Below are 20,684 nucleotides of genomic sequence, written 5' to 3' on the forward strand. Positions count from 1 at the left end.
TTTCTTGAAGGACGTGCCTTCAAAACTGAATAATCACTGCTAACATTTTGTCATTGACTTGAGAATTCAAGCGAATTGTGGTCAAGCCCTCGATCTATTAGTACACACTTGCTGAATGGATCACTCCACTTACACATCGTGCCTATCAACCTCGTAGTCTACAAGGGATCTTACCTGATTGAATCAGTGGGATATCTTATCTTTGGGTCGGCTTCACGCTTAGATGCTTTCAGCGTTTATCCGATCCGTACGTAGTTGCCCAGCTATGCTCCTGGCGGAACAACTGGTGCGCCAGAGGTACGTCCGTCCCGGTCCTCTCGTACTAGGGACAGCTCCCATCAAATATCCTGCGCCCACGACAGATAGGGACCGAACTGTCTCACGACGTTCTGAACCCAGCTCGCGTACCGCTTTAATTGGCGAACAGCCAAACCCTTGGGACCGAATACAGCCCCAGGATGCGATGAGCCGACATCGAGGTGCCAAACCTCCCCGTCGATGTGGACTCTTGGGGGAGATCAGCCTGTTATCCCCAGGGTAACTTTTATCCGTTGAGCGATGGCATTTCCACTCACATACCACCGGATCACTAACTCCAACTTTCGTTACTGCTCGACCCGTCAGTCTCGCAGTTAGGCTCGCTTCTGCGTTTGCACTCTTTTGCTTGATTTCCGTTCAAGCTGAGCGAACCTTTGAACGCCTCCGTTACTCTTTAGGAGGCGACCGCCCCAGTCAAACTGCCCACCTAACAATGTCCCCCGACTCGATTCAGAGCCGCAGGTTAGAATTCCAATATCGCAAGGATGGTATCCCAACGGCCTCTCCGCCAAAGCCAAAGCCTTGGTTTCCCAGAGTCCCATCTATCCTGTGCATGCAACATCGAAACCCAATATTAGGCTACAGTAAAGCTCCATGGGGTCTTTCCGTCTTGTCGCGGGTAACCGGCATCTTCACCGGTACTACAATTTCGCCGGGCGGGCTGTTGAGACAGTGCCCAAATCATTACGCCTTTCATGCGGGTCAGAACTTACCTGACAAGGAATTTCGCTACCTTAGGACCGTTATAGTTACGGCCGCCGTTCACTGGGGCTTCGATTCAATGCTTGCACATCTCCTCTTAACCTTCCAGCACCGGGCAGGCGTCAGCTCGTATACGTCATCTTTCGATTTAGCACAAACCTGTGTTTTTGGTAAACAGTTGCTTGGGCCGATTCTCTGCGGCTCCATCTCTGGAGCACCCCTTCTCCCGAAGTTACGGGGTCAATTTGCCGAGTTCCTTAACAACCCTTCTCCCGTTGGCCTTAGAATCTTCTTCCTACCTACCTGTGTCGGTTTGCGGTACGGGCACCTCAGAAATACACACAGCTTTTCTCGCCATCTTCCATCTCAGACTTCGGTACTAATTTCCCTCGATCTCTACCGGAACCAACACCCGGCTCTGAGACTTCATATGTGTCCCTGTGCTTAACTCTTTTGGTGGTGACGGAATCTCTACCGTCTGTGCATCGGCTACGCCTTCCGGCCTCACCTTAGCTCCCGACTAACCTGGAGCGGACGAACCTTCCTCCAGAAACCTGAGGCTTTCGGCCATGCAGATTCTCACTGCATTCGCGCTACTCATTCCGGCATTCTCACTTCTATACACTCCACAGCCGCTTGCGCTACTGTTTCTCCGCGTATACAACGCTCCCCTACCCAATACATTGCTGTATTGCCTAAGCTTCGGTGTCAGGTTTAGCCCCGTTAAATTCTCCGCGCAAAGACGCTCGACCAGTGAGCTATTACGCACTCTTTGAATGAGTGGCTGCTTCTGAGCCAACATCCTGGTTGTCTGCGTATCTTCACATCGTTTTCCACTTAACCTGACTTTGGGACCTTAGCTGTAGATCTGGGCTGTTTCCCTTTTGACAATGACATTTATCTGACACTGTCTGACTCCCAAGCATCAATACTCTGGCATTCTGAGTTTGATAAGCTTCGCTAACCTCTCGGCCGCTAGGCTATTCAGTGCTTTACCTCCAGGTATCTAACTTGAGGCTAGTCCTAAAACTATTTCGGGGAGAACCAGCTATCTCCGGGTTCGATTGGAATTTCTCCGCTACCCACAGTTCATCCGCCGCCTTTTCAACGGAGGTCGGTTCGGTCCTCCATGGAATTTTACTTCCACTTCAACCTGACCATGGGTAGGTCACCCGGTTTCGGGCCCATTATATGCAACTTAACGCCCTTTTCAAACTCGCTTTCGCTTCGGCTCCAGACCTTAAGTCCTTAACCTTGCTGCATACAATCGCTCGCCGGACCGTTCTACAAAAAGTACCCTATCACGCATTGACGCGCTCTAGGTGCTTGTAGGCACAGGGTTTCAGGTTCTTTTTCACTCCCCTCCCGGGGTGCTTTTCACCTTTCCTTCACAGTACTATACGCTATCGGTCACTGGGTAGTATTTAGGGTTGGAGGGTGGTCCCCCCGTATTCCGACCAGGTTTCACGTGTCTGGCCGTACTCTGGATCCTGCGCAGCTCTCTCCGTTTTCACCTACGTGGTTCTCACACTCTCTGACCGACCTTCCCATGCCGTTCGGTTAACAGATTAAGTCTTAAAAGCAGTCCGTACCCCGAAAGTATTTCTACTCTCGGTTTGCCCTCTTCCGCGTTCGCTCGCCACTACTTACGGAATCTCGTTTGATGTCTCTTCCTCGCCCTACTTAGATGTTTCAGTTCAGGCGGTTCCCTCAATACACCTATTTTGAATTTCAGTGTATTGTACCTGAGTATGAACCCAGGTGAGTTTCCTCATTCAGAAATCTCCGGATCAATGCTTATTTGCAGCTCCCCGAAGCTTATCGCAGCTTATCACGTCTTTCATCGGCTCCCAGTGCCAAGGCATTCGCCCTGCGCCCTTGTTCGCTTGACCTTTCAAACGTTCTTTCAGAACATTTGGTATCCTCTTGATTCTCTCTTATTGCCAACGAAGATTATTGTTACCCTTCCTTTTGAAATTGCAATATTTCTTAAAAGAACTTACTATAATCTTTGTTTCGCAGTTATTATTCAGTTTTCAAGGTACGTCTTTGAGTGTCCTTTTCAGGGCCCTCAAAATCGAACAATATCTACTCTGCTTGTATCTGTCACCTGTTCCAGATGGTCGACCATCTTCGATGTTCTTCCATCTGCCTGACTCCTTAGAAAGGAGGTGATCCAGCCGCAGGTTCTCCTACGGCTACCTTGTTACGACTTCACCCCAATCACCAGTTTTACCTTCGGCGGCGTCCTCCTTGCGGTTAGACTACCGACTTCGGGTCCCCCCGGCTCTCATGGTGTGACGGGCGGTGTGTACAAGGCCCGGGAACGTATTCACCGTGGCATGCTGATCCACGATTACTAGCAATTCCGACTTCGTGCAGGCGAGTTGCAGCCTGCAGTCCGAACTGGGACGTTGTTTCTGAGTTTTGCTCCACCTCGCGGTCTTGCTTCTCTTTGTTTAACGCCATTGTAGTACGTGTGTAGCCCAAGTCATAAAGGGCATGATGATTTGACGTCATCCCCACCTTCCTCCGTTTTGTCAACGGCAGTCCTGCCAGAGTCCTCTTGCGTAGTAACTGACAGTAAGGGTTGCGCTCGTTGCGGGACTTAACCCAACATCTCACGACACGAGCTGACGACAACCATGCACCACCTGTCTCTGCGTCCCGAAGGAAACACATATTTCTATGTGCGTCGCAGGATGTCAAGACTTGGTAAGGTTCTTCGCGTTGCGTCGAATTAAACCACATACTCCACTGCTTGTGCGGGCCCCCGTCAATTCCTTTGAGTTTCAACCTTGCGGTCGTACTCCCCAGGTGGATTACTTATTGTGTTAACTGCGGCACTGAAGGGGTCAATCCTCCAACACCTAGTAATCATCGTTTACGGTGTGGACTACCAGGGTATCTAATCCTGTTTGCTACCCACACTTTCGAGCCTCAGCGTCAGTTGGTGCCCAGTAGGCCGCCTTCGCCACTGGTGTTCCTCCCGATATCTACGCATTCCACCGCTACACCGGGAATTCCGCCTACCTCTGCACTACTCAAGAAAAACAGTTTTGAAAGCAGTTTATGGGTTGAGCCCATAGATTTCACTTCCAACTTGTCTTCCCGCCTGCGCTCCCTTTACACCCAGTAATTCCGGACAACGCTTGTGACCTACGTTTTACCGCGGCTGCTGGCACGTAGTTAGCCGTCACTTCCTTGTTGAGTACCGTCATTATCTTCCTCAACAACAGGAGTTTACAATCCGAAGACCTTCTTCCTCCACGCGGCGTCGCTGCATCAGGGTTTCCCCCATTGTGCAATATTCCCCACTGCTGCCTCCCGTAGGAGTCTGGGCCGTGTCTCAGTCCCAATGTGGCCGTTCAACCTCTCAGTCCGGCTACCGATCGTTGCCTTGGTGGGCCATTACCTCACCAACTAGCTAATCGGACGCGAGGCCATCTCAAAGCGGATTGCTCCTTTTCCCTCTGGTCGATGCCGACCTGTGGGCTTATGCGGTATTAGCAGTCGTTTCCAACTGTTGTCCCCCTCTTTGAGGCAGGTTCCTCACGCGTTACTCACCCGTTCGCCACTCGCTCGAGAAAGCAAGCTCTCTCTCGCTCGTTCGACTTGCATGTGTTAGGCGCGCCGCCAGCGTTCGTCCTGAGCCAGGATCAAACTCTTTATAAATGATATTTATCACTTAAAAAGTGTTAAATCGTTTCGCTCAGCACGCAATCGCTTGCGTCCTGTGTGAATTACTTTGTTTGGAATTGTTTTACGTGTTTTTCCAACACGAAAATAGGTTCCGTTACAAGTTTTTCGATATTGTTCAATTTTCAAGGTCCTGTGCGCCTCAGCCTTAGCGGCTGACGACTTGATTATTTTACCACAGAAGTGATTTTTTGTCAAGCACTTTTTTAGAAGCTTTTCGATCTTTTCGAACTTGTGGCTCGTTTTTCAACGTATCCATATTGGTTCTTTCGCTTTGCTTCCGCCGCTTTCAGAAGTCATTCTTTCCGGCGGCCCTTGGCGCTCAAGTATAATACCACATCCCCGCCCTTCTGTCAACACTTTTTTGCATCTTTTTTGAGTTTTTTCTATATTTCTTGAATTTGTTTCATTGCCCCGGCCGGGTGTTTCTTTTTTATCCCATAAACAGCACAAAGCCCCGCGCGCAAACGCAGGGCTTTGAAATACAAATGATCACAGTTCTCCCCGGCCAGACAGCGCCCGATACAGGGTCGTCTCATCGGTATACTCCAGGCTGGCACCCACGGGCAGGCCATAGGCCAGACGGGTGGTCTTGATGCCCAGGGGCTTGATGAGCTTTGCCAGATACATGGCCGTTGCCTCACCTTCAACGGTGGGGTTCATGGCCATGATCACTTCCTTCACTTCACCGTCCCCCAGACGGGCCAGCAGTTCCTTGACCGTCAGCTGTTCGGCACCGATGCCATCCATGGGGCTGATGAGACCGTGGAGCACATGGTACATTCCATGGTACTCCCGGGTGTGCTCAAACGCCTGCACGTCACGGGGCGTTTCCACCACACAGATGACAGAGCGGTCCCGCTTGGCACTGGCACAGATGGGGCAGAGCTCGGCTTCGGTATAATTCTGGCAGACACGGCAGCGGTGGAGCTTGGTGTGGGCGTTCTGGATCGCACCCGCCAGTGCGGCGGCATCCTGATCCGACATGCTCAGTACCTGATAGGCCATCCGGGTCGCACCCTTCCGCCCAATGCCCGGGAACTTGCTGAATTCTTCGATCAGCTTTTCCAGCGGGGCTGCATTATAACCCATGGTGCTCCTCCACTTTGATCAAAGACCGGGAATGTTCAGACCGCCGGTCAGTTTACCCATTTCGGCCTCGGCAGTCTCATCCACCTGCTTGACGGTTGCATTGACAGCAGCAGCCACCAGGTCTTCCAGCATCTCAATATCATCGGGGTCCACGGCCTCAGGCTTAATGGTGATGCTCAGCACCTCGTGCTTGCCGTTCATCTTCACAGTGACCATCTCACCGGATGCACTGCCGGTGTACTCGGCAGCTTCCAGCTCTGCCTGCTTGGCCTTCATATCTTCCTGCATCTTCTGGGCCTGACGCATCAGGGAGTTCATATCGGGGCGGCCGAAGCCTGCGGGCATTCTTGCTTTCATGGTTGGTTCTCCTTTTATTTATCGTTTTTTGCGTTCACTATCCTCAATCGACACCTCCAGCCCCAGCTGTTCCAGCTTGCGGAGGGATTCCTCGGCGTTGGCCGAAGCGCGATTGACCGTCTTGGATTCATAGGGGCCGATGGGCACCGCCACACCGGACACCTGTGCGATCAGCTTTTTGATGAGCTTCTGGCTTTCCTTGTTGGCGCGGATAAAATCCCGGAAGGTCTTTCCGCCATCGATAAGCACCCGGGTACCATCAAAGTAGCCCTTGGACTTTTTCAGGTAGGTGTAGAGCATGGGATCCTGCTCCTGCAGGAGCTTGATGACCTCCGCCCACTGCGGGAAGGGATTGATTCCCTCTGCCGCCACCTTGCGGGGCTTGTTCAGCGCCGGGTCAGCCGTATATTCCGGCTTGGGCTCCGGCTGAGGCTGGACCGCAGGCACTTCCTGCGCAGGAGCCGGAGGTGCTTCTCTCTGCGGCGGCGCAGCCGGGGTCGGCTCGTCCCAGGGGGGCGGGGCCTCCGAAGTCACCGGCGGTTCCTCCGGCAGGGGCGGCAGCTCTTCTTCCGCAGAAGCTGCTGCTTCTGCCTTGGACGGTTCCGGCTCAGACTGCTGCATCGATGTCGGTTCCACAGAAGGTTCCTGCACGGGAGCCGATGCCGCCGGTGCACTTACAAAAGGTTTGACCGGTGCCGACGCAAACGGTCTGGGGGCCTCCTGTGCAGGGACCGCAGGCCTGGCGGCGGACACAGCCTGTACCGCCACCTGCTGGGGCGGCTCCGAAAGGCTGAACAGGGCCAGTTCCAGCTCTATCCGCTGGTCACTGCCACGGGTCATGTGCTCCAGAGCGTTGCCCAGAGCCCGGATGGCCCGGATCGCCTCCCGCTGCCCCATCCGGGGGCCTTTTTCCAGATAGAGCTTTTCCTCTTCCGGAGATACACCCGAGAGCAGTGCCTGCCCGCCGGGCAGGGCCGCCAGCATCAGCGCACGGTAATGGGCAATGAGCTCCTCGGTCAGCCGCTTCACATCCACCGACTGCTGGCGCAGTTGAGCCAGCTGTGCCAGTGCCGCGGCGGCATCCTGCGCTTCCAGCGCATCCGAAATATGGAACAGATAGCTCCGGTCGGTCACGCCTGCCATCCGGCGGACAACGTCCGCATCGATCTTTGCCGTGACACCGGCACAGGTATCCAGAATGGACAGCGCGTCTCGCATGGCACCATCGGCAAGGCGGGAGATGAGCTCCGCCCCCTCGCCGGACAGCTCCAGTCCCTCCTGCCCGGCGATGTACTCCACACGCTGGGCGATATCCTCGGGGCCGATGCGGGTAAAATCGTACCGCTGGCACCGGGAAAGGATGGTGGCGGGAACCTTCTGGATCTCCGTGGTCGCCAGAATAAAGATGACGTGGGCGGGCGGCTCCTCCAGCGTTTTCAGCAGGGCATTGAACGCTGCCGTGGAGAGCATGTGCACCTCGTCGATGATATATACCTTATAATGACAGGCGCTGGGGGTGTAGGCTGTTTCATCACGCAGATCACGGATATCGTCCACGCCGTTGTTGGAGGCCGCGTCCATCTCCACCACGTCCAGAATGCTGCCGTTGTCGATGCCCCTGCAGATCTCGCACTCACCGCAGGGGTCACCGTTCTGGGGATGCAGGCAGTTGACTGCCTTGGCAAAGATCTTGGCACAGGTGGTCTTGCCGGTGCCGCGCACGCCGGTAAACAGATAAGCGTGGCCCACACGGCCTGTGGCGATCTGGTTGCGCAGTGCGGTCACGATGCCGCGCTGGGCCACCACATCCTCAAACCGCTGGGGCCGCCACTTGCGGTACAGGGCTCGATACATCCGCTTCTCCCCTTTCAACAAAAAAGCCGGGCAGCGCTGACGGGGTTTGACCCCCGCCTTGCGTAACTCGGCATACGGATGCAGGCTGACTGAAACGCACGGGACACACCGCTTAAGGCTGCTTGGTTCCCCACCTGACCTGGTTCACAGCGGCCCCATCGTACAGGGCCCGCATCCGTATGCCGAACCACGCAGCAGGCGCTGTCCGGCATGGCACATTTTGTGCTTGATTATTATAGCATGTTTCGGGAGAGAATGCAAGCCCCGGCAGCGGGCTCACCCTCTCAGGCGCTTTGCGCCAGCTCCCCCAAAGGGGGAGCCTTTGGCAAAACCATCAAACAACATGCAAAACAAAAGCCCCTTCCGGCATTACACCAGAAGGGGCAGAGTGCTGAATAAAAGTTAGGACTGGCAGGCAGTGATCAGGCTCATCTTATAGACCTCGTCAGCGTTGCAGCCACGGGACAGGTCGTTGATGGGTGCGTTCAGGCCCTGCAGAATGGGGCCGTAGGCAGCGTAGCCACCCAGACGCTGAGCGATCTTATAGCCGATGTTGCCGGCCTCAATGCAGGGGAAGATGAAGGTGTTGGCCTGGCCAGCGACCTTGCTGCCCTTGCACTTGACCTGTGCAACTTCGGGAGCAACGGCAGCGTCAAACTGCAGCTCGCCGTCCACAGCCAGCTCGGGGTCCATCTCCTGAGCCTTGATGGTAGCGTCATGGCTCAGAGCAACGGTGCCGCCCTTGCCGGAACCCTTGGTGGAGAAGCTCAGAACTGCAACCTTCGGATCGATGCCGAACAGCTTTGCGGTCTTGGCAGTCTCAACGGCCACCTCAGCCAGCTTTGCGGATGCAGCGATCTTGACCTCGCCGGTAGCCTTATCAACGGTATCGGTGTAATCAATGTTGACAGCACAGTCGCCCATGGCAATGCGCTTCAGGCCCTCTTCGCCAAAGTCACGGTCCAGAATGAAGCAGGAGCTCACCAGGTGTGCGCCCTTCTTGGTCTTGACCAGCTGCAGAGCGGGGCGGATGGTATCGGCGGTGGAGTAAGTAGCACCGCCCAGCAGGCAGTCAGCCTTACCCATCTTGACCAGCATGGTGCCGAAGTAGTTGGACTTCTTCAGCATTGCGGTACACTCTTCAGCGGTCTGCTTGCCCTTGCGCAGCTCGACCATGGTGTTCACCATCTCGTCGAAACCTGCGTAGTTCTCAGGGTCAATGATCTCAGCAGCGGAAATATCAAAATTGCCTGCGGCAGCAGCGGCCTTGCACTCAGCCTCGTTGCCCACCATGACAACCTTCAGAACGCCCTCGGCCAGCAGCTTGCTGGCTGCCTCCAGGATGCGGGGGTCATTGCCCTCGGTAAAAACGATCGTCTTGGGGTTTGCCTTCAGCTGTGCTACCAGCGGTGCGAACATATCAGCCATTGTTGATTACCTCCGAATTAACTATCCAATATTCACATCCGGGTGCCTGTTGGACACAAGGATGCCTTTCTCTTTTATTCTAGCACACCCGGCAAAAAGTTCAAGACAAAATTGGCTTTTTGTGCTATTATTTTAGGAGAAAACCATTTTTTATTTGTGAATAAATTATCATTCAGTTGCAAGGAGATCAAACTGCTATGGATTGGGATACATTAAAGGCCGAGTGCCTTGCCTGCCGCAGATGTGAGCTGTGCACTGACCGCACCCATGTGGTGTTCGGGCAGGGTGTCCAGACTGCCGAGGTGCTGTTCGTGGGCGAAGGCCCGGGCCAGAGCGAGGACGAGCAGGGCCTGCCCTTTGTGGGCCGCAGCGGCCAGCTTCTGGACAAATACCTGTTTGCCATCGATCTGGACCGGAGCAAAAACTGCTACATTGCCAACATCGTCAAGTGCCGCCCGCCCCAGAACCGCGACCCGCTGCCCACCGAGAGCGAGGCCTGTATGCCATGGCTCCGGGAACAGTTCAAGCTGCTGCAGCCAAAGATCGTGGTCTGCCTGGGCCGCATCGCCTCCCAGCGGATGATCCGCACCGATTTCTCCGTGACCAAGGAGCACGGCACCTTTGTGCAAAAGAACGGCGTGTGGTTCATGGGCACCTTCCACCCCGCTGCCCTGCTCCGGCAGGCGCAGAACAAGCCCGCCGCCTTTGCGGATTTTGTGGCTCTGCGGGATAAAATAAACGAAGTCTGTCTGCATACCTATTAACCCCTCCGTCCAAGTATCATCTTCCTTCATTTTTGCATACCCTAAAGCAAAAGTGAGGTGTTCTGATATGAAAACGATCCAAAGCCGTTCCCCCGATTTCTTTCTGGGGGCCACCACACCGGCGGGCTTCAAGGGTTATTTTGAACCGCTGCGCCGGGAGCCCGGAATGCAGATGCTTCTCATCAAAAGCGGGCCGGGATGCGGCAAATCCACCTTGATGAAGCATCTGGCCCAGGCCGCCGAGCAGCAGGGCCAGCGCATCGAAAAGATCCACTGTGCCAGCGACCCGGACAGTCTGGACGGGGTCATCTTCCTCGACCAAAAGCGCGCCATCATCGATGCCACCGCGCCCCACGTGGTGGAGCCGGACGCGCCCGGGGCTGATGAGCTGGTGGTGAGCCTGTACCACACCATCGATGCCGGAAAGCTGGCTCCCCACCGGGACGAGGTCAAGGCCCTGTTTGCCCGGAATGCCGCTCTGCGGGGCCGGGCAGCCCGGTATATCGCATCGGCGGGCAGCCTGATGCTGGACAGCCGCCGGGCCGAGGCCTGCAGCGCCAACTTTGAAAAGGTGCGCCGCTACGTCAAGCGGCTCTGCACCCGGCTGCTTCCCCGCACCGAGGGCACCGCCAGCGAGGAGCTGCGGCTGCTCTCAGCCATCACCCCCAAGGGGATGGTATTCTACCGGGGCACGGTAGAAGCGCTGGCCGACCGGTATGTGGTATTCCGGGATGATTACGGGGCGGTCTCCCGCCTGCTGCTGGAACTCATCCGGGCCGAAGCGCTGGCCCGGGGCTACCACATCATCACCTGCCCCTGTGCCATGCACCCTGAAGATCAGATCGACCACATCTTCATCCCGGCCCTGCGGCTGGCTTTTTTGACCGACAACCTCTGGCATCCCATCCAGCTGCCCGGCGTACAGGCCGTGCGCTGCACCCGCTTTGTGGACCGGGAGAACCTGTCCGGCTTCCGCGCCCGCCTGCGCTTCAACGACCGTGCCGCCTCCGAGCTCATCGACCAGGCTGTCGCTCTGATGGCTCAGGCCAAGAACTGCCATGATGAGCTGGAAACTTATTACCGGGCCGCCGTGGATTTTGACCAGGTGAATGCTGTTGCAGCAAATTGTCAAAAGATCCTGGGTCTCGGGTAGGCCCTGCTGTTAAACCCCACCGTCAGCCCTTTGGGCTGCCACCGCCCCTAGTAGGGGCGGCCTTGGCAAAGCGATGTAGTTTGTGCGTAAAGGGGAACCCCAAAAAACTTTACGTAACGCCAGAGGCCCCACTATTAGGGGGGCTGGCGAGCGATAGCGAGACTGAGGGGTTTAGTTTCCCAACATACTGTGCACAACCTGAAAGGAAGTGAACCCCATGCCAACCATCCGTCTCTCTGTCCGGGAGCTGGTGGAGTTCCTGCTCCGCACCGGCAGCATTGACAGCCGCTTTACCGGCTTTGACCGTGCCAACGAGGGCGCACGCATCCACCGCAGGCTCCAGAAGGCGGCGGGTGAAGGCTACGCCGCTGAGGTATTCCTCACGGCAGAGCGGACGATGGAGGGAATCGGGTTCACCATCGAGGGCCGTGCCGACGGCATTTTTACCGATGAGGACGGCACGGTGGTCATCGACGAGATCAAGACCACCGCCGCGCCCGCCGATGCCATCACGGAGGACATGAACCCCTGCCACTGGGCGCAGGGCATGGTCTACGGGGCCATCTGCGCCGAACAGCGGGAGCTGGAAACACTGGATGTCCGGCTGACCTATTACCAGATCGACACCGATGAGATCATCCGCTATACCCGGCACTTCTCTGCCGCTGAGCTGGATGCGTTTCTCAACGACCTGCTGCGGCAGTATCTTCCCTGGGCACGGCGGCAGCTGGACTGGGTGGAAGCCCGGAACCGGAGCCTTGGGGCCCTGCAATTTCCGTTTCCGGCCTACCGTCCCGGGCAGCGTGCCCTTGCCGGGGAGGTCTATCGCGCCTGTGCTGCGGGCAAGGCAGAGCAGAGGGGCGGTACCCGGCTGTTCTGCCAGGCACCCACCGGCATCGGCAAAACGATGAGTGCCCTCTTCCCTGCCCTGAAAGCCATGGGCGAGGGCAAGGGGGAAAAGATCTTCTACCTGACCGCCCGCAACACGACACAGGCCGCTGCTGAGGATGCACTGGCCCGTCTGCGGGCGGCAGACCCGGCGCTTTCCCTGCGCAGCGTGACCCTTTCGGCCAAGGAGAAGGCCTGCCTGTGCAAGGATGCTGAGGGCCGTCCCGCCTGCCTGCCGGAAGCCTGCCCCTACGCCAACGGCTACTACGAGCGACTGAAGGATGCGCTGGCCGACCTGCTGGACAGCGCCGTCCCCTATGACCGGGCCGCCCTGACCGAGACCGCCCGGCGGCACAGGGTCTGCCCCTTTGAGCTGGGGCTGGACCTGAGCGAGTGGTGTGACGTAGTCATCGGAGACTACAACTATCTGTTCGACCCCACCGTGCACCTGCGGCGCTTTTTCGATGCGGCGGGCGACTACATTTTTCTCATCGACGAAGCCCACAACCTGCCGGACCGGGCCAGAGCCATGTACTCGGCACGGTTCTGCAAAAGCAGCCTGACCGATGCCAGACGGGCCATCGGCAAAGGAAAAAGCGCACTGAAAACCGCGTTGACAAAGGCAGACAGGGGCTTTCTGGAAGCACGGCGGGCGGTAACGAAGCTGGCCCCCCGCCGGGGTTCAGCGCCCACCGAACCGCCGACGGAGGATCTCACCCGGCAGACCAGCCTTCTGGACACCGAACCGGCAGAAGCCGCCTTCCCGCTGCCGGAGCCTTTGCTGGCGCGGGATGGCACGGTCTTTTTGCAAGAGCTGCCGAAGGAACTGCTCCGACTGCTGTTTAGCCTGCAGGCCCCTCTGCAGGACTGGCTGGAGGCCAACCCGGAGGCCGATGCCCACGCCCAGCTGCTCGAGCTCTACTTTGCGGTGCAGGATATCACCCGGGCGGCAGAACGGTACGACGCGCATTTTGTCACCCAGCTGACAGCCCGGGGCAGCGAGCTGGAATGGGAACTGCTCTGCCTTGACCCTGCCCCCTTTGTGGATGCCAGCCTTGCCGCCGGGCGGGCTGCGGCACTGTTCAGCGCAACGCTCACCCCGCCGGGCTACTATCGCTCCGTGCTGGGCTGTCCCGATGCCCGGGCCGTGGCTCTGGAAAACCCGTTTCCGCCCGAACATTTGGGGCTCTACTGCCTGCCCGGCATCTCCACCCGCTACCGGGACCGGGAGGCCAGCGTGCAGGCCGTCTCGGATGCACTGGCTGCACTGGCCCGGGCCAAGGTGGGCAACTATCTGGCCTTTTTCCCCAGCTACGCCTATCTGCGGCAGGCATATGAGGACTTCACCGCCCGTTACCCGGACATCGGGACGCTGGCCCAGGAGAGTGGTCTGGACGACGCGGCCCGGGCGGCCTTTCTGGAACAGTTCGGCCCAAGCCCCGCAAAAACGCTGCTGGGCTTCGGGGTCATGGGCGGCATCTTCGGCGAGGGCGTGGATCTGGTGGGCGACCGGCTCATCGGGTGTGCCATCGTGGGGGTGGGCCTGCCTCAGGTAAACCCCCGGCAGGAGATCCTGCGCCGCTACTATGACGAGGCGGGCGGCACCGGTTTCGACTACGCCTACCGCTTTCCGGGCATGAACAAGGTGCTGCAGGCGGCGGGCCGGGTCATCCGCACGCAGGAAGACAGGGGTGTAGTGCTTCTGCTGGATGACCGCTTTGCCCGCGCCGAATACACCCGCCTGTTCCCCCGCCACTGGCACCAGCTCCAATACCTGCGCAGCACCACAGAGCTGGAGCAGCAGCTTGCCGCCTTCTGGGCACGGAACCAATAGAAAAAAGCCTGTCAGCGCAAAAACCGACAGGCTTTTTCTCATGCTCCGGACATTTTCCGGCTCTTACTTCTTTCTGGGCAGGGATCTGCGCAGTTCATCCCAGGCAGTCATCTCCACCAATGTGGTGGCGCGCAGGGCGGCAAACGCTTCATCCAGATACTGCATCTCGCTCACCGCACGCATGGCGTGATCCGAAATGCACCACTTCCCAACGACCGTCTGCGCCATCCAGTAGACCATCCGCTCGGTCTTTTTCCGCTGTTTGGTGCCCTCGCGGTAGCGGTCGGTGTTCTCCGCATCATTCACAGGTACACCTGCCGATTTCAGCATCTCACAGCACTCCCAGGCTGCATCCACGATCATCCTGCGCTGTTCCACTGTGGTGCGGGAAAGTTCCCCATCCACCGCATAGCAGGCATAGGCGCAGGGCAGGATAAAGGCGATGTGGCTCTTGAGCCACTCGTCCATATCGCTGTAATAGGTCAGCTTGTAATGAGTTCCCTCAAAGGCAGCCTGCAGCCGCAGGCGGAACGCGCCGGACAGGGGTGCGGTTGCTCCGCCGACGGTCATTCCCATCCCCATGTGCACACTGACCAGCCGGTCATGCTCCCGGCGGCCTGCATTGTTCTGGAAACCAAAGGCGATCTTATCCACCGGGCGCTGCATGGCCTGCAGCATCTCCTGCGCATAGGGATCATTGCCCACAAAGATGAAGTACTGGCTCCGGTTTGCCTTGAGGATGGGCAGCACATCGGCCAGCTGCCCGGCCTGCACCGTGACAAACACAAGGTCATACACATCCTCGGGGGCCAGCACATCTGTCGTCCGCATCCGATCCACCGTTGTTTTCCGCTGGAGCATGTGGCGGATGGTCAGGCCCTTCTGGTCGATGACCTCCTTCCACTCGCCCCGGGCCAGCAGGGTGACCACATTTTTCTTGTTCTGTGCCAGACTGTGGGCCAGCTGACAGCCCTGAACGCCTGCGCCGTACACCAAGATCCTCATAACGAGATACCTCCTGTTTTGCATGATCAGCCCGGCCAGAAACACCGGGCTGTTACTTTTTCAGGAACGAGAAGAAGCCCTTTTTCTCATAGGGCCTGGTCTGCACGCCTGTCACGGTGTAGCCCGTTTCGGCAATGGCAGCCTTCAGCGCCTCCACATCCACCGGCTCCTCCGAGACGATGACCGTCTCGCCCTTGGTGTGGGAAGAAGTCACCTTGTTCACCCGGGCGGTCTTGCGTACCACATCATTGATGTGGCTCTCGCACATACCGCACATCATGCCATCGACCCTCAGGATCGTTTCTACCATTGTTGTTCCCTCCATACTGTATCTGCGGGCACCCCTGTCAAACTGCACAAGTCCAGCCCGCTGTTTTCGTCATTTTGTTAGTTTTAGCTAACTCATTGCAGAAACAAAAAGGCTCCTGCCCCGCACAGCACTGCTCTGCGGAACTTTGCCGATCTGTTTTCAGTTTTATCATACCATACCGGTGGGCAAATTTCAAGCTGCCCGCAAAACCGGCCGGGGGACTTTATCAAAGGGTCAGTTCATGGAAAACAGCGCTGCTTTCCAGCTCTTTCCATTGCATCGTGTTTTCTTCCAGGGTCATGTAGCTGTGGGGGCTGTCCTCTTTGGGGATGCTCACAGAACCCGGATTCAGGTAAAGATTTCCCTGCCCGAACTCTGTCCAGGCCGGAACATGGGTATGCCCATGCAGCAGTACATCTCCCGGGGCCAGCGGCGGCAGATTTTTCACATGATAGATATGCCCGTGGGTCGCATAAATGAGTCGCTGCCCCACCGGAAGCACCGCGTAATCGGCCAGCACGGGGAATTCCAGCACCATCTGGTCCACCTCGGCATCACAGTTGCCCCGCACGCAGAGCAGCACCTCCTTTTTCCCGTTCAGCAGGGGGATGACCTCCTTGGGGGCGTACTCTCGAGGCAGGTCGTTGCGGGGGCCGTGGTAGAGCAGGTCGCCCAACAGGAACAGCCGGTCGGCTCCCTCCCGCTCAAAGGCCTCCAGCATTTTGCGGCAGTAGTAAGCCGACCCGTGCAGGTCTGACGCGATCATCCATTTCATGGCAGATCCTCCTTTTGTGCGTTCTGTTCTTATTTTACCGCCGCCGCGCCCCTTGTCAAGGGCAAGGACCCGTTGTAAAAAGTCATACTTTTATTTTAAAAAGTCCTTGACAAGTATCCCTGTGATGTGGTATCTTTGAACCAATAAAATATCGTGTGGATTTTTACAGCATTCTGCAACTTTTCGCCACACAATGGTACAAAAGCCATTGTGTGGCTTTTGCTTTGCCTTCAAATCCAAATCTGACCCTCAGGAGCAATGAAAATGAACGATACTTTTATGAAAACCAGACCGGTATTCCCGCTGCTGCTCTCCATGGCCCTGCCCAACGTCATCTCGATGCTGGTGAACAGCCTGTACAACATCGTGGACAGCCTCTTTGTGGCCCAGATCAGCGAGCAGGCCATGACGGCGCTTTCGCTGGTGTTTCCCATCCAGAACTTTGTCAATGCAGTGGCCATCGGCTTCGGCATCGGCATCAATGCCCAGATCGCGCTCTACCTCGGCGCAGGCGACCACGAAAACGCCAACCGGGCCGCCACCCACGGCATGATGTTTTCCCTGCTGCACGGTGTGCTGGGCATGGTCCTCTGCATTGCCATTATGCCCGGCTTCCTGCGCCGCTTCACTACCGATCCCGCTCTGGTGGACATGGGCGTGACCTACTCCACCATCGTGTTCCTGTTCTCGCTGGTCAACATGGCAGACCTCGCCTTTGAGAAGATCTTCCAGTCCGTTGGCCGGATGAACGTTGCCATGGTGGCGCTGATCACCGGCTGCGTGACCAACATCGCCCTCGACCCGGTCCTCATCTTCGGCCTTGGGCCGGTGCCCGCCCTGGGCATTGCAGGTGCGGCCCTTGCCACCGGCATCGGGCAGGCCGTTTCTCTTGTGGTCTACCTCTATGTCTACTGCACCACCGAAGTCGCCGTCCGCTTCTCCCGCCGCTGCCTGCGGTTCGATGCCGCCCTTGACGGCAAGCTCTATGCCATCGGTGTACCGGCCATCCTGAATCTGGCCCTGCCCAGCCTGCTGGTCACCTTCCTGAACGGCCTGCTGGCGGTCTACTCCCAGAGCTATGTGACGGTGCTGGGCATCTACTACAAGCTCCAGACCTTCCTTTACCTGCCGGCCAACGGCATCGTGCAGGGGATGCGCCCGCTGGTGGGCTACAACTACGGTGCCCGGGAGCATGGCCGTGTGTCCAGGCTCTACAACCTGACACTGGGCCTGAGCGCTGGGATCATGGCCATTGGCACCCTGCTCTGCCTGACCATTGCAGGCCCGCTGATGGGTCTGTTCACCTCTAACCCCGAGACCATCGTCATCGGCCAGACCGCCCTGCGGATCATCTGCCTGGGATTCATCGTCTCGGCAGTGTCTACCACCTCCTCCGGCGCACTGGAGGGTCTGGGCAAGGGCGTGCCCTCGCTGGTCATCTCCCTCTGCCGCTACATCATCTTCATCATGCCCATTGCGTGGGTGCTGTGCGGCCGCATGGGCCCTACCGGTGTCTGGCACGCCTTCTGGATCACAGAGGCCCTCTCTGCCGTGATCGCCTATGCGGTATATCACAAGGCAGTCCATCAGAAATAATCCTCTCTAACAAAAATTCCCGCTCGATGGAGCGGGAATTTTTTGTTATCATCTCTTCTTTTGTGGAAGGCTGCTCTCAGATCAGGCCCAGAGTTTTGAGCTCCCTTGCCACGCCGTCCTCCGTCACAGCCGGGCAGATGCGGTCGCAGAGCTTTTTCAGGTTGTCAGAGCCGTTGGCCATGCAAACGCTGATGCCTACCACATCGGTCATCTGCAGGTCATTGTCGCTGTCGCCAAAGCCGATGGTATCGGCCAGCGAACACCCCAGCTCATCGCAGATGGCCTTGATGCCGGTGCCCTTGTTGAACTTGCGGTTGATGAGCTCCCCGTTGACGATGGCCGACGGGTTATCCCCCAGCCGGGACTCGCAGAAGATGAACTGATCCTCATACAGCTGCTTCGCCTCAGCAAGGCAGGCCTCGTTGGGGGCGATGAACACCACCTTGTAAACCGGCTCCCCGTGGTATTCCTCAATGGGCCGGATGGTCAAGCCATACTCCATCGTTTTGCGCCAGCGCTCGGCCTCGCTGTTCAGCTGCCCCGGCTTGCGGGGAAACAAATGGGCGAACCGCTCGATCATCCTGATGCCGCCGTAAGTATCATCCCGGGCTTCCAGTGTACACTCGGCACCGGCACGCCCCAGCACCTCCCGCAGGCCCTCGACCTGCGCAGGCTCCATGGGAAGATCCACGAGAATTTTCCCATCACAGCCTACATAGCCGCCTGCAGAGCAGACAAAGCCATCGAAACCGTAGGCAAGCAGCGGCTTCGTCATGCGCAGGTTACGGCCGGTGCACAGAAACACCTTGTGGCCGTTGGCCCGGGCCTGCCGGATGGCCTCCACGGCACTGGCCGGAACGGTCATCTCACCGGGCGGCAGCAAAGTACCGTCAATATCCAGAAAAATCAGTTTTTGCTTCATAGTTCCCTCACTCTTTCACTGCCAGTTCATGGTAAAGCCGCGAATCAGCAGACCCACGGCCAGGATCGCCAGCAATACCAGCAGAACGGTGCGGTTGGCCTGTTTCTGCTTCTGCCTGGCCCGGGCACGGCTGTTCCGGCTGCCGCCCTGCTTCCGGTTCTGGGATCTGCCGCCGGAGCTGCGGCCGCTCGTGTTCTGCTTTGTGCTGCTGCGGCGGGAAGCACTGCCGGAAGTCCCCTCTTTTTTCCTGCCCGCAGTGCTCTGGCCGGACTTTGCAGCGCGGGGTGCTTTCTCTTCCGGGGCCGCCGACGCAATGGGCTTTTTGGCCCCGCAGCGGCTCAGGTAATCCTCAGCCAGCCGGTAATACTGGCCCAGCTCACTGGTGCGCAGGGGCGCGCCCGCATAGCCCTCTTCCAGTGCTTCCACGGCCTCGTTGAAGAGGATCGCCGCCTGCGCAGCCGCCGTGCGGTCAGAAGCATGGGCCGCTTCATTGCGGGCAGTGCGCACCGCGTTGCAGGCCCGGCGGGCAGCAGCAGGGTGCTCCGTATTGCCCAGCAGATCCAGCTGGTGCGCAGCATCCTTTTCGGGGTCCAGCAGCACCCGCATACACAGGGTAGTATCCAGCTGCTGCCAGCTGTTTCGGCCCGCCAGATCGGGCAGACGGTCATAATATTCGGGGCTCTCCTGCTGGCGGGTACGGATGTGATCCAGCAGGGCTCCCAGGCTGTGCTCCCCGGGCTTGTTCTCCCAGTGCCAGCGCAGTAGCTTGCGGCTGATCTCATCGCAGGTAGTTTTGATCTCAAAAGCGGTTTGCAGTGCTTCGTCAGGCATAACGTTTCTCCTTCGTACAACCAAAAAACGGAGGAAGCGCAGCCTCCTCCGTCATTCATTTACATCATAAACTGATAATAGACGAAGCCCCACAGCGCAATGCCTGCGCAGACGATGGCGGTGATGGGCGGGACCCAGCGGACGAGGGTCTCGGCAATGCCGTCGCGGCTCTCTTCCGCATCGTCCTCCTCATCGTACTGCTCCACCTCGGGTTCCGGCTGGCGGGCCGGGGCGGCACGGCGGGCAGCAGGCATCACACGGGTGCCCTCGTCATCCACAGCCGCTGCACCGCTGCCGGGGAACGCCGCGCGGGTGGCGGCATCCAGCACCCGGGTAGGCTCTGCTTCCGGAGCAGGGGTGTGTTCCACCGGCGGTGCAAAGCTGGTCGGAGCGCCGACAGGCTCTGCCGGGCGGGCCGTCGGGATGACCCGGGTGGGTTCTGCCTGCACCGGCGCGCTGGCCACGATGCGGGTCGGCTCTTCCTGCGGAGCGGCGCTCATCACGCGGGTGGCCTCCGCCGCCGGGGCCTGCTCTGCAGGGGCGGCCTTCTGGCCGGGCTGCAGCAGGGTGTTCAGGGCGTTCTGCAGCAGGATGCGGTCACAGCCGCACTCGGTGCAGTAGACCGTGTCCTCTTCCTTCGGGTGGAAGGAACCGCAGGCACAGTACCAGCCGTTCTCGAACACCTGCGGCATATACTTGAGGCCGGTGCGGTTCATCCGGCTCTCCAGTGCCTTTTCCAGCTCCGGACTCAGGCGGCGCGGGGCAGGCAGGCGGACGCGCTTGATGGCATCCAGATGCACGACCTTTTTGCCGCTGTATACGTTCTTCAGGACCACATCCACGCTGGTGATGGCCTTCTGGGTCACGAACACGGCATCGTCCATGCCAAAGCTCTCACCGGGCTTGACCTCGATCTCGCGGTATTCAAAGGCATCCTCACACAGGATGATACCGTCCACACCCTTACACTTGAAGTGGATCTCCAGCGCAGTCAGGGTAACCTTGGAGATGTTCTTGAAGGTCAGGCAGACTGCGTTCTCGCCGCTGAGTTCGCCCTTGAGCAGTTCCACACAGACGAACTGCACCGGGCTGCCCGGGGTATAATAGTTGGCCCGGGTGCGTGCGACCGGGTTAAAATTTTCCTCCACGACACTCG

General features: G+C 58.0%; 14 protein-coding genes, 2 rRNA genes and 1 other RNA gene. 4 read left to right on the forward strand and 13 right to left on the reverse strand.

The window, feature by feature from the left end:
* Positions 1-77 precede the first annotated feature (77 nt).
* The 7 genes from MTP42_RS08275 to pta form a co-directional block, all read right to left on the reverse strand.
* A 23S ribosomal RNA gene (locus MTP42_RS08275) occupies positions 78-2,912 on the reverse strand.
* Positions 2,913-3,184: 272 nt separating this feature from the next.
* A 16S ribosomal RNA gene (locus tag MTP42_RS08280) occupies positions 3,185-4,695 on the reverse strand.
* The 16S and 23S rRNA genes sit together here, the layout of an rRNA operon.
* A 516-nt stretch (positions 4,696-5,211) precedes the next feature.
* Entirely contained in the window at positions 5,212-5,811 is a 600-nt protein-coding gene (gene recR / locus MTP42_RS08285; protein ID WP_249257113.1) for a recombination mediator RecR, read from the reverse strand.
* A gap of 18 nt (positions 5,812-5,829) precedes the next feature.
* Positions 5,830-6,168, reverse strand: a complete 339-nt coding sequence (locus MTP42_RS08290) for a YbaB/EbfC family nucleoid-associated protein (protein WP_005931599.1) — start codon at positions 6,166-6,168, stop codon at positions 5,830-5,832.
* Between the two features lie 18 nt (positions 6,169-6,186).
* Positions 6,187-8,022, reverse strand: a complete 1,836-nt coding sequence (gene dnaX, locus MTP42_RS08295) for a DNA polymerase III subunit gamma/tau (RefSeq protein WP_249257114.1) — start codon at positions 8,020-8,022, stop codon at positions 6,187-6,189.
* Between the two features lie 75 nt (positions 8,023-8,097).
* Positions 8,098-8,197, reverse strand: an RNA gene (gene ffs / locus MTP42_RS08300) — signal recognition particle sRNA small type.
* Positions 8,198-8,424: 227 nt separating this feature from the next.
* Positions 8,425-9,450, reverse strand: coding sequence for a phosphate acetyltransferase (gene pta / locus MTP42_RS08305; protein WP_005931805.1), 1,026 nt, complete (start codon positions 9,448-9,450; stop codon positions 8,425-8,427).
* A gap of 197 nt (positions 9,451-9,647) precedes the next feature.
* Here pta and MTP42_RS08310 point away from each other — a divergent pair, with 197 nt between their 5' ends.
* The 3 genes from MTP42_RS08310 to MTP42_RS08320 all read left to right on the forward strand — a co-directional run bounded on the left by MTP42_RS08310 (position 9,648) and on the right by MTP42_RS08320 (position 14,089).
* Positions 9,648-10,214 carry a uracil-DNA glycosylase gene (locus MTP42_RS08310; protein ID WP_156060918.1) on the forward strand — a complete coding sequence of 189 codons (567 nt, stop codon included), beginning with the start codon at positions 9,648-9,650 and terminating at the stop codon, positions 10,212-10,214.
* Positions 10,215-10,281: 67 nt separating this feature from the next.
* The gene (locus MTP42_RS08315; RefSeq protein ID WP_098925150.1) at positions 10,282-11,367 is read left to right on the forward strand and encodes a hypothetical protein; all 1,086 of its coding nucleotides are present in this window, start codon (positions 10,282-10,284) and stop codon (positions 11,365-11,367) included.
* A gap of 217 nt (positions 11,368-11,584) precedes the next feature.
* Positions 11,585-14,089, forward strand: coding sequence for an ATP-dependent DNA helicase (locus MTP42_RS08320; RefSeq protein WP_249257115.1), 2,505 nt, complete (start codon positions 11,585-11,587; stop codon positions 14,087-14,089).
* Positions 14,090-14,152: 63 nt separating this feature from the next.
* Here the strand turns inward: MTP42_RS08320 and MTP42_RS08325 are convergent, their stop codons facing one another.
* From MTP42_RS08325 to yfcE, 3 genes are all read right to left on the reverse strand, one after another.
* Positions 14,153-15,094: a ketopantoate reductase family protein gene (locus tag MTP42_RS08325; RefSeq protein WP_227623017.1), complete on the reverse strand. Its 942-nt coding sequence runs from the start codon at positions 15,092-15,094 to the stop codon at positions 14,153-14,155.
* Positions 15,095-15,146: 52 nt separating this feature from the next.
* Entirely contained in the window at positions 15,147-15,404 is a 258-nt protein-coding gene (locus MTP42_RS08330; RefSeq protein ID WP_227623016.1) for a heavy-metal-associated domain-containing protein, read from the reverse strand.
* Between the two features lie 226 nt (positions 15,405-15,630).
* Positions 15,631-16,179: a phosphodiesterase gene (gene yfcE / locus MTP42_RS08335; RefSeq protein ID WP_227623015.1), complete on the reverse strand. Its 549-nt coding sequence runs from the start codon at positions 16,177-16,179 to the stop codon at positions 15,631-15,633.
* A 264-nt stretch (positions 16,180-16,443) separates the two neighbouring features.
* Here yfcE and MTP42_RS08340 point away from each other — a divergent pair, with 264 nt between their 5' ends.
* On the forward strand, positions 16,444-17,775 hold the full coding sequence (locus MTP42_RS08340) for an MATE family efflux transporter (protein WP_207697673.1): 1,332 nt from the start codon (positions 16,444-16,446) through the stop codon (positions 17,773-17,775).
* A gap of 76 nt (positions 17,776-17,851) precedes the next feature.
* Here the strand turns inward: MTP42_RS08340 and MTP42_RS08345 are convergent, their stop codons facing one another.
* The 3 genes from MTP42_RS08345 to MTP42_RS08355 are packed head-to-tail and all read right to left on the reverse strand — an operon-like array spanning position 17,852 to position 20,676.
* Complete coding sequence (locus MTP42_RS08345; protein ID WP_186851366.1) at positions 17,852-18,697, reverse strand: HAD family hydrolase; 846 nt, start codon at positions 18,695-18,697, stop codon at positions 17,852-17,854.
* Positions 18,698-18,712: 15 nt separating this feature from the next.
* A complete protein-coding gene (locus MTP42_RS08350; protein WP_207697674.1) occupies positions 18,713-19,528 on the reverse strand; it encodes a hypothetical protein in 816 nt (271 codons plus the stop codon).
* Between the two features lie 59 nt (positions 19,529-19,587).
* Complete coding sequence (locus MTP42_RS08355; RefSeq protein WP_156060904.1) at positions 19,588-20,676, reverse strand: hypothetical protein; 1,089 nt, start codon at positions 20,674-20,676, stop codon at positions 19,588-19,590.
* Between the last annotated feature and the right edge of the window lie 8 nt (positions 20,677-20,684).

The sequence above is a fragment of the Faecalibacterium sp. I2-3-92 genome (assembly GCF_023347315.1).
Taxonomy (GTDB): Bacteria; Bacillota; Clostridia; order Oscillospirales; family Ruminococcaceae; genus Faecalibacterium; species Faecalibacterium duncaniae.

Excerpts from the sequence above, each read along its gene's own strand:
- recR (WP_249257113.1), bottom strand. The coding sequence starts at position 5,811 with ATGGGTTATAATGCAGCCCCGCTGGAAAAGCTGATCGAAGAATTCAGC.
- MTP42_RS08290 (WP_005931599.1), bottom strand. The coding sequence starts at position 6,168 with ATGAAAGCAAGAATGCCCGCAGGCTTCGGCCGCCCCGATATGAACTCC.
- dnaX (WP_249257114.1), bottom strand. The coding sequence starts at position 8,022 with ATGTATCGAGCCCTGTACCGCAAGTGGCGGCCCCAGCGGTTTGAGGAT.
- pta (WP_005931805.1), bottom strand. The coding sequence starts at position 9,450 with ATGGCTGATATGTTCGCACCGCTGGTAGCACAGCTGAAGGCAAACCCC.
- MTP42_RS08310 (WP_156060918.1), top strand. The coding sequence starts at position 9,648 with ATGGATTGGGATACATTAAAGGCCGAGTGCCTTGCCTGCCGCAGATGT.
- MTP42_RS08315 (WP_098925150.1), top strand. The coding sequence starts at position 10,282 with ATGAAAACGATCCAAAGCCGTTCCCCCGATTTCTTTCTGGGGGCCACC.
- MTP42_RS08320 (WP_249257115.1), top strand. The coding sequence starts at position 11,585 with ATGCCAACCATCCGTCTCTCTGTCCGGGAGCTGGTGGAGTTCCTGCTC.
- MTP42_RS08325 (WP_227623017.1), bottom strand. The coding sequence starts at position 15,094 with ATGAGGATCTTGGTGTACGGCGCAGGCGTTCAGGGCTGTCAGCTGGCC.
- MTP42_RS08330 (WP_227623016.1), bottom strand. The coding sequence starts at position 15,404 with ATGGTAGAAACGATCCTGAGGGTCGATGGCATGATGTGCGGTATGTGC.
- yfcE (WP_227623015.1), bottom strand. The coding sequence starts at position 16,179 with ATGAAATGGATGATCGCGTCAGACCTGCACGGGTCGGCTTACTACTGC.
- MTP42_RS08340 (WP_207697673.1), top strand. The coding sequence starts at position 16,444 with ATGAACGATACTTTTATGAAAACCAGACCGGTATTCCCGCTGCTGCTC.
- MTP42_RS08345 (WP_186851366.1), bottom strand. The coding sequence starts at position 18,697 with ATGAAGCAAAAACTGATTTTTCTGGATATTGACGGTACTTTGCTGCCG.
- MTP42_RS08350 (WP_207697674.1), bottom strand. The coding sequence starts at position 19,528 with ATGCCTGACGAAGCACTGCAAACCGCTTTTGAGATCAAAACTACCTGC.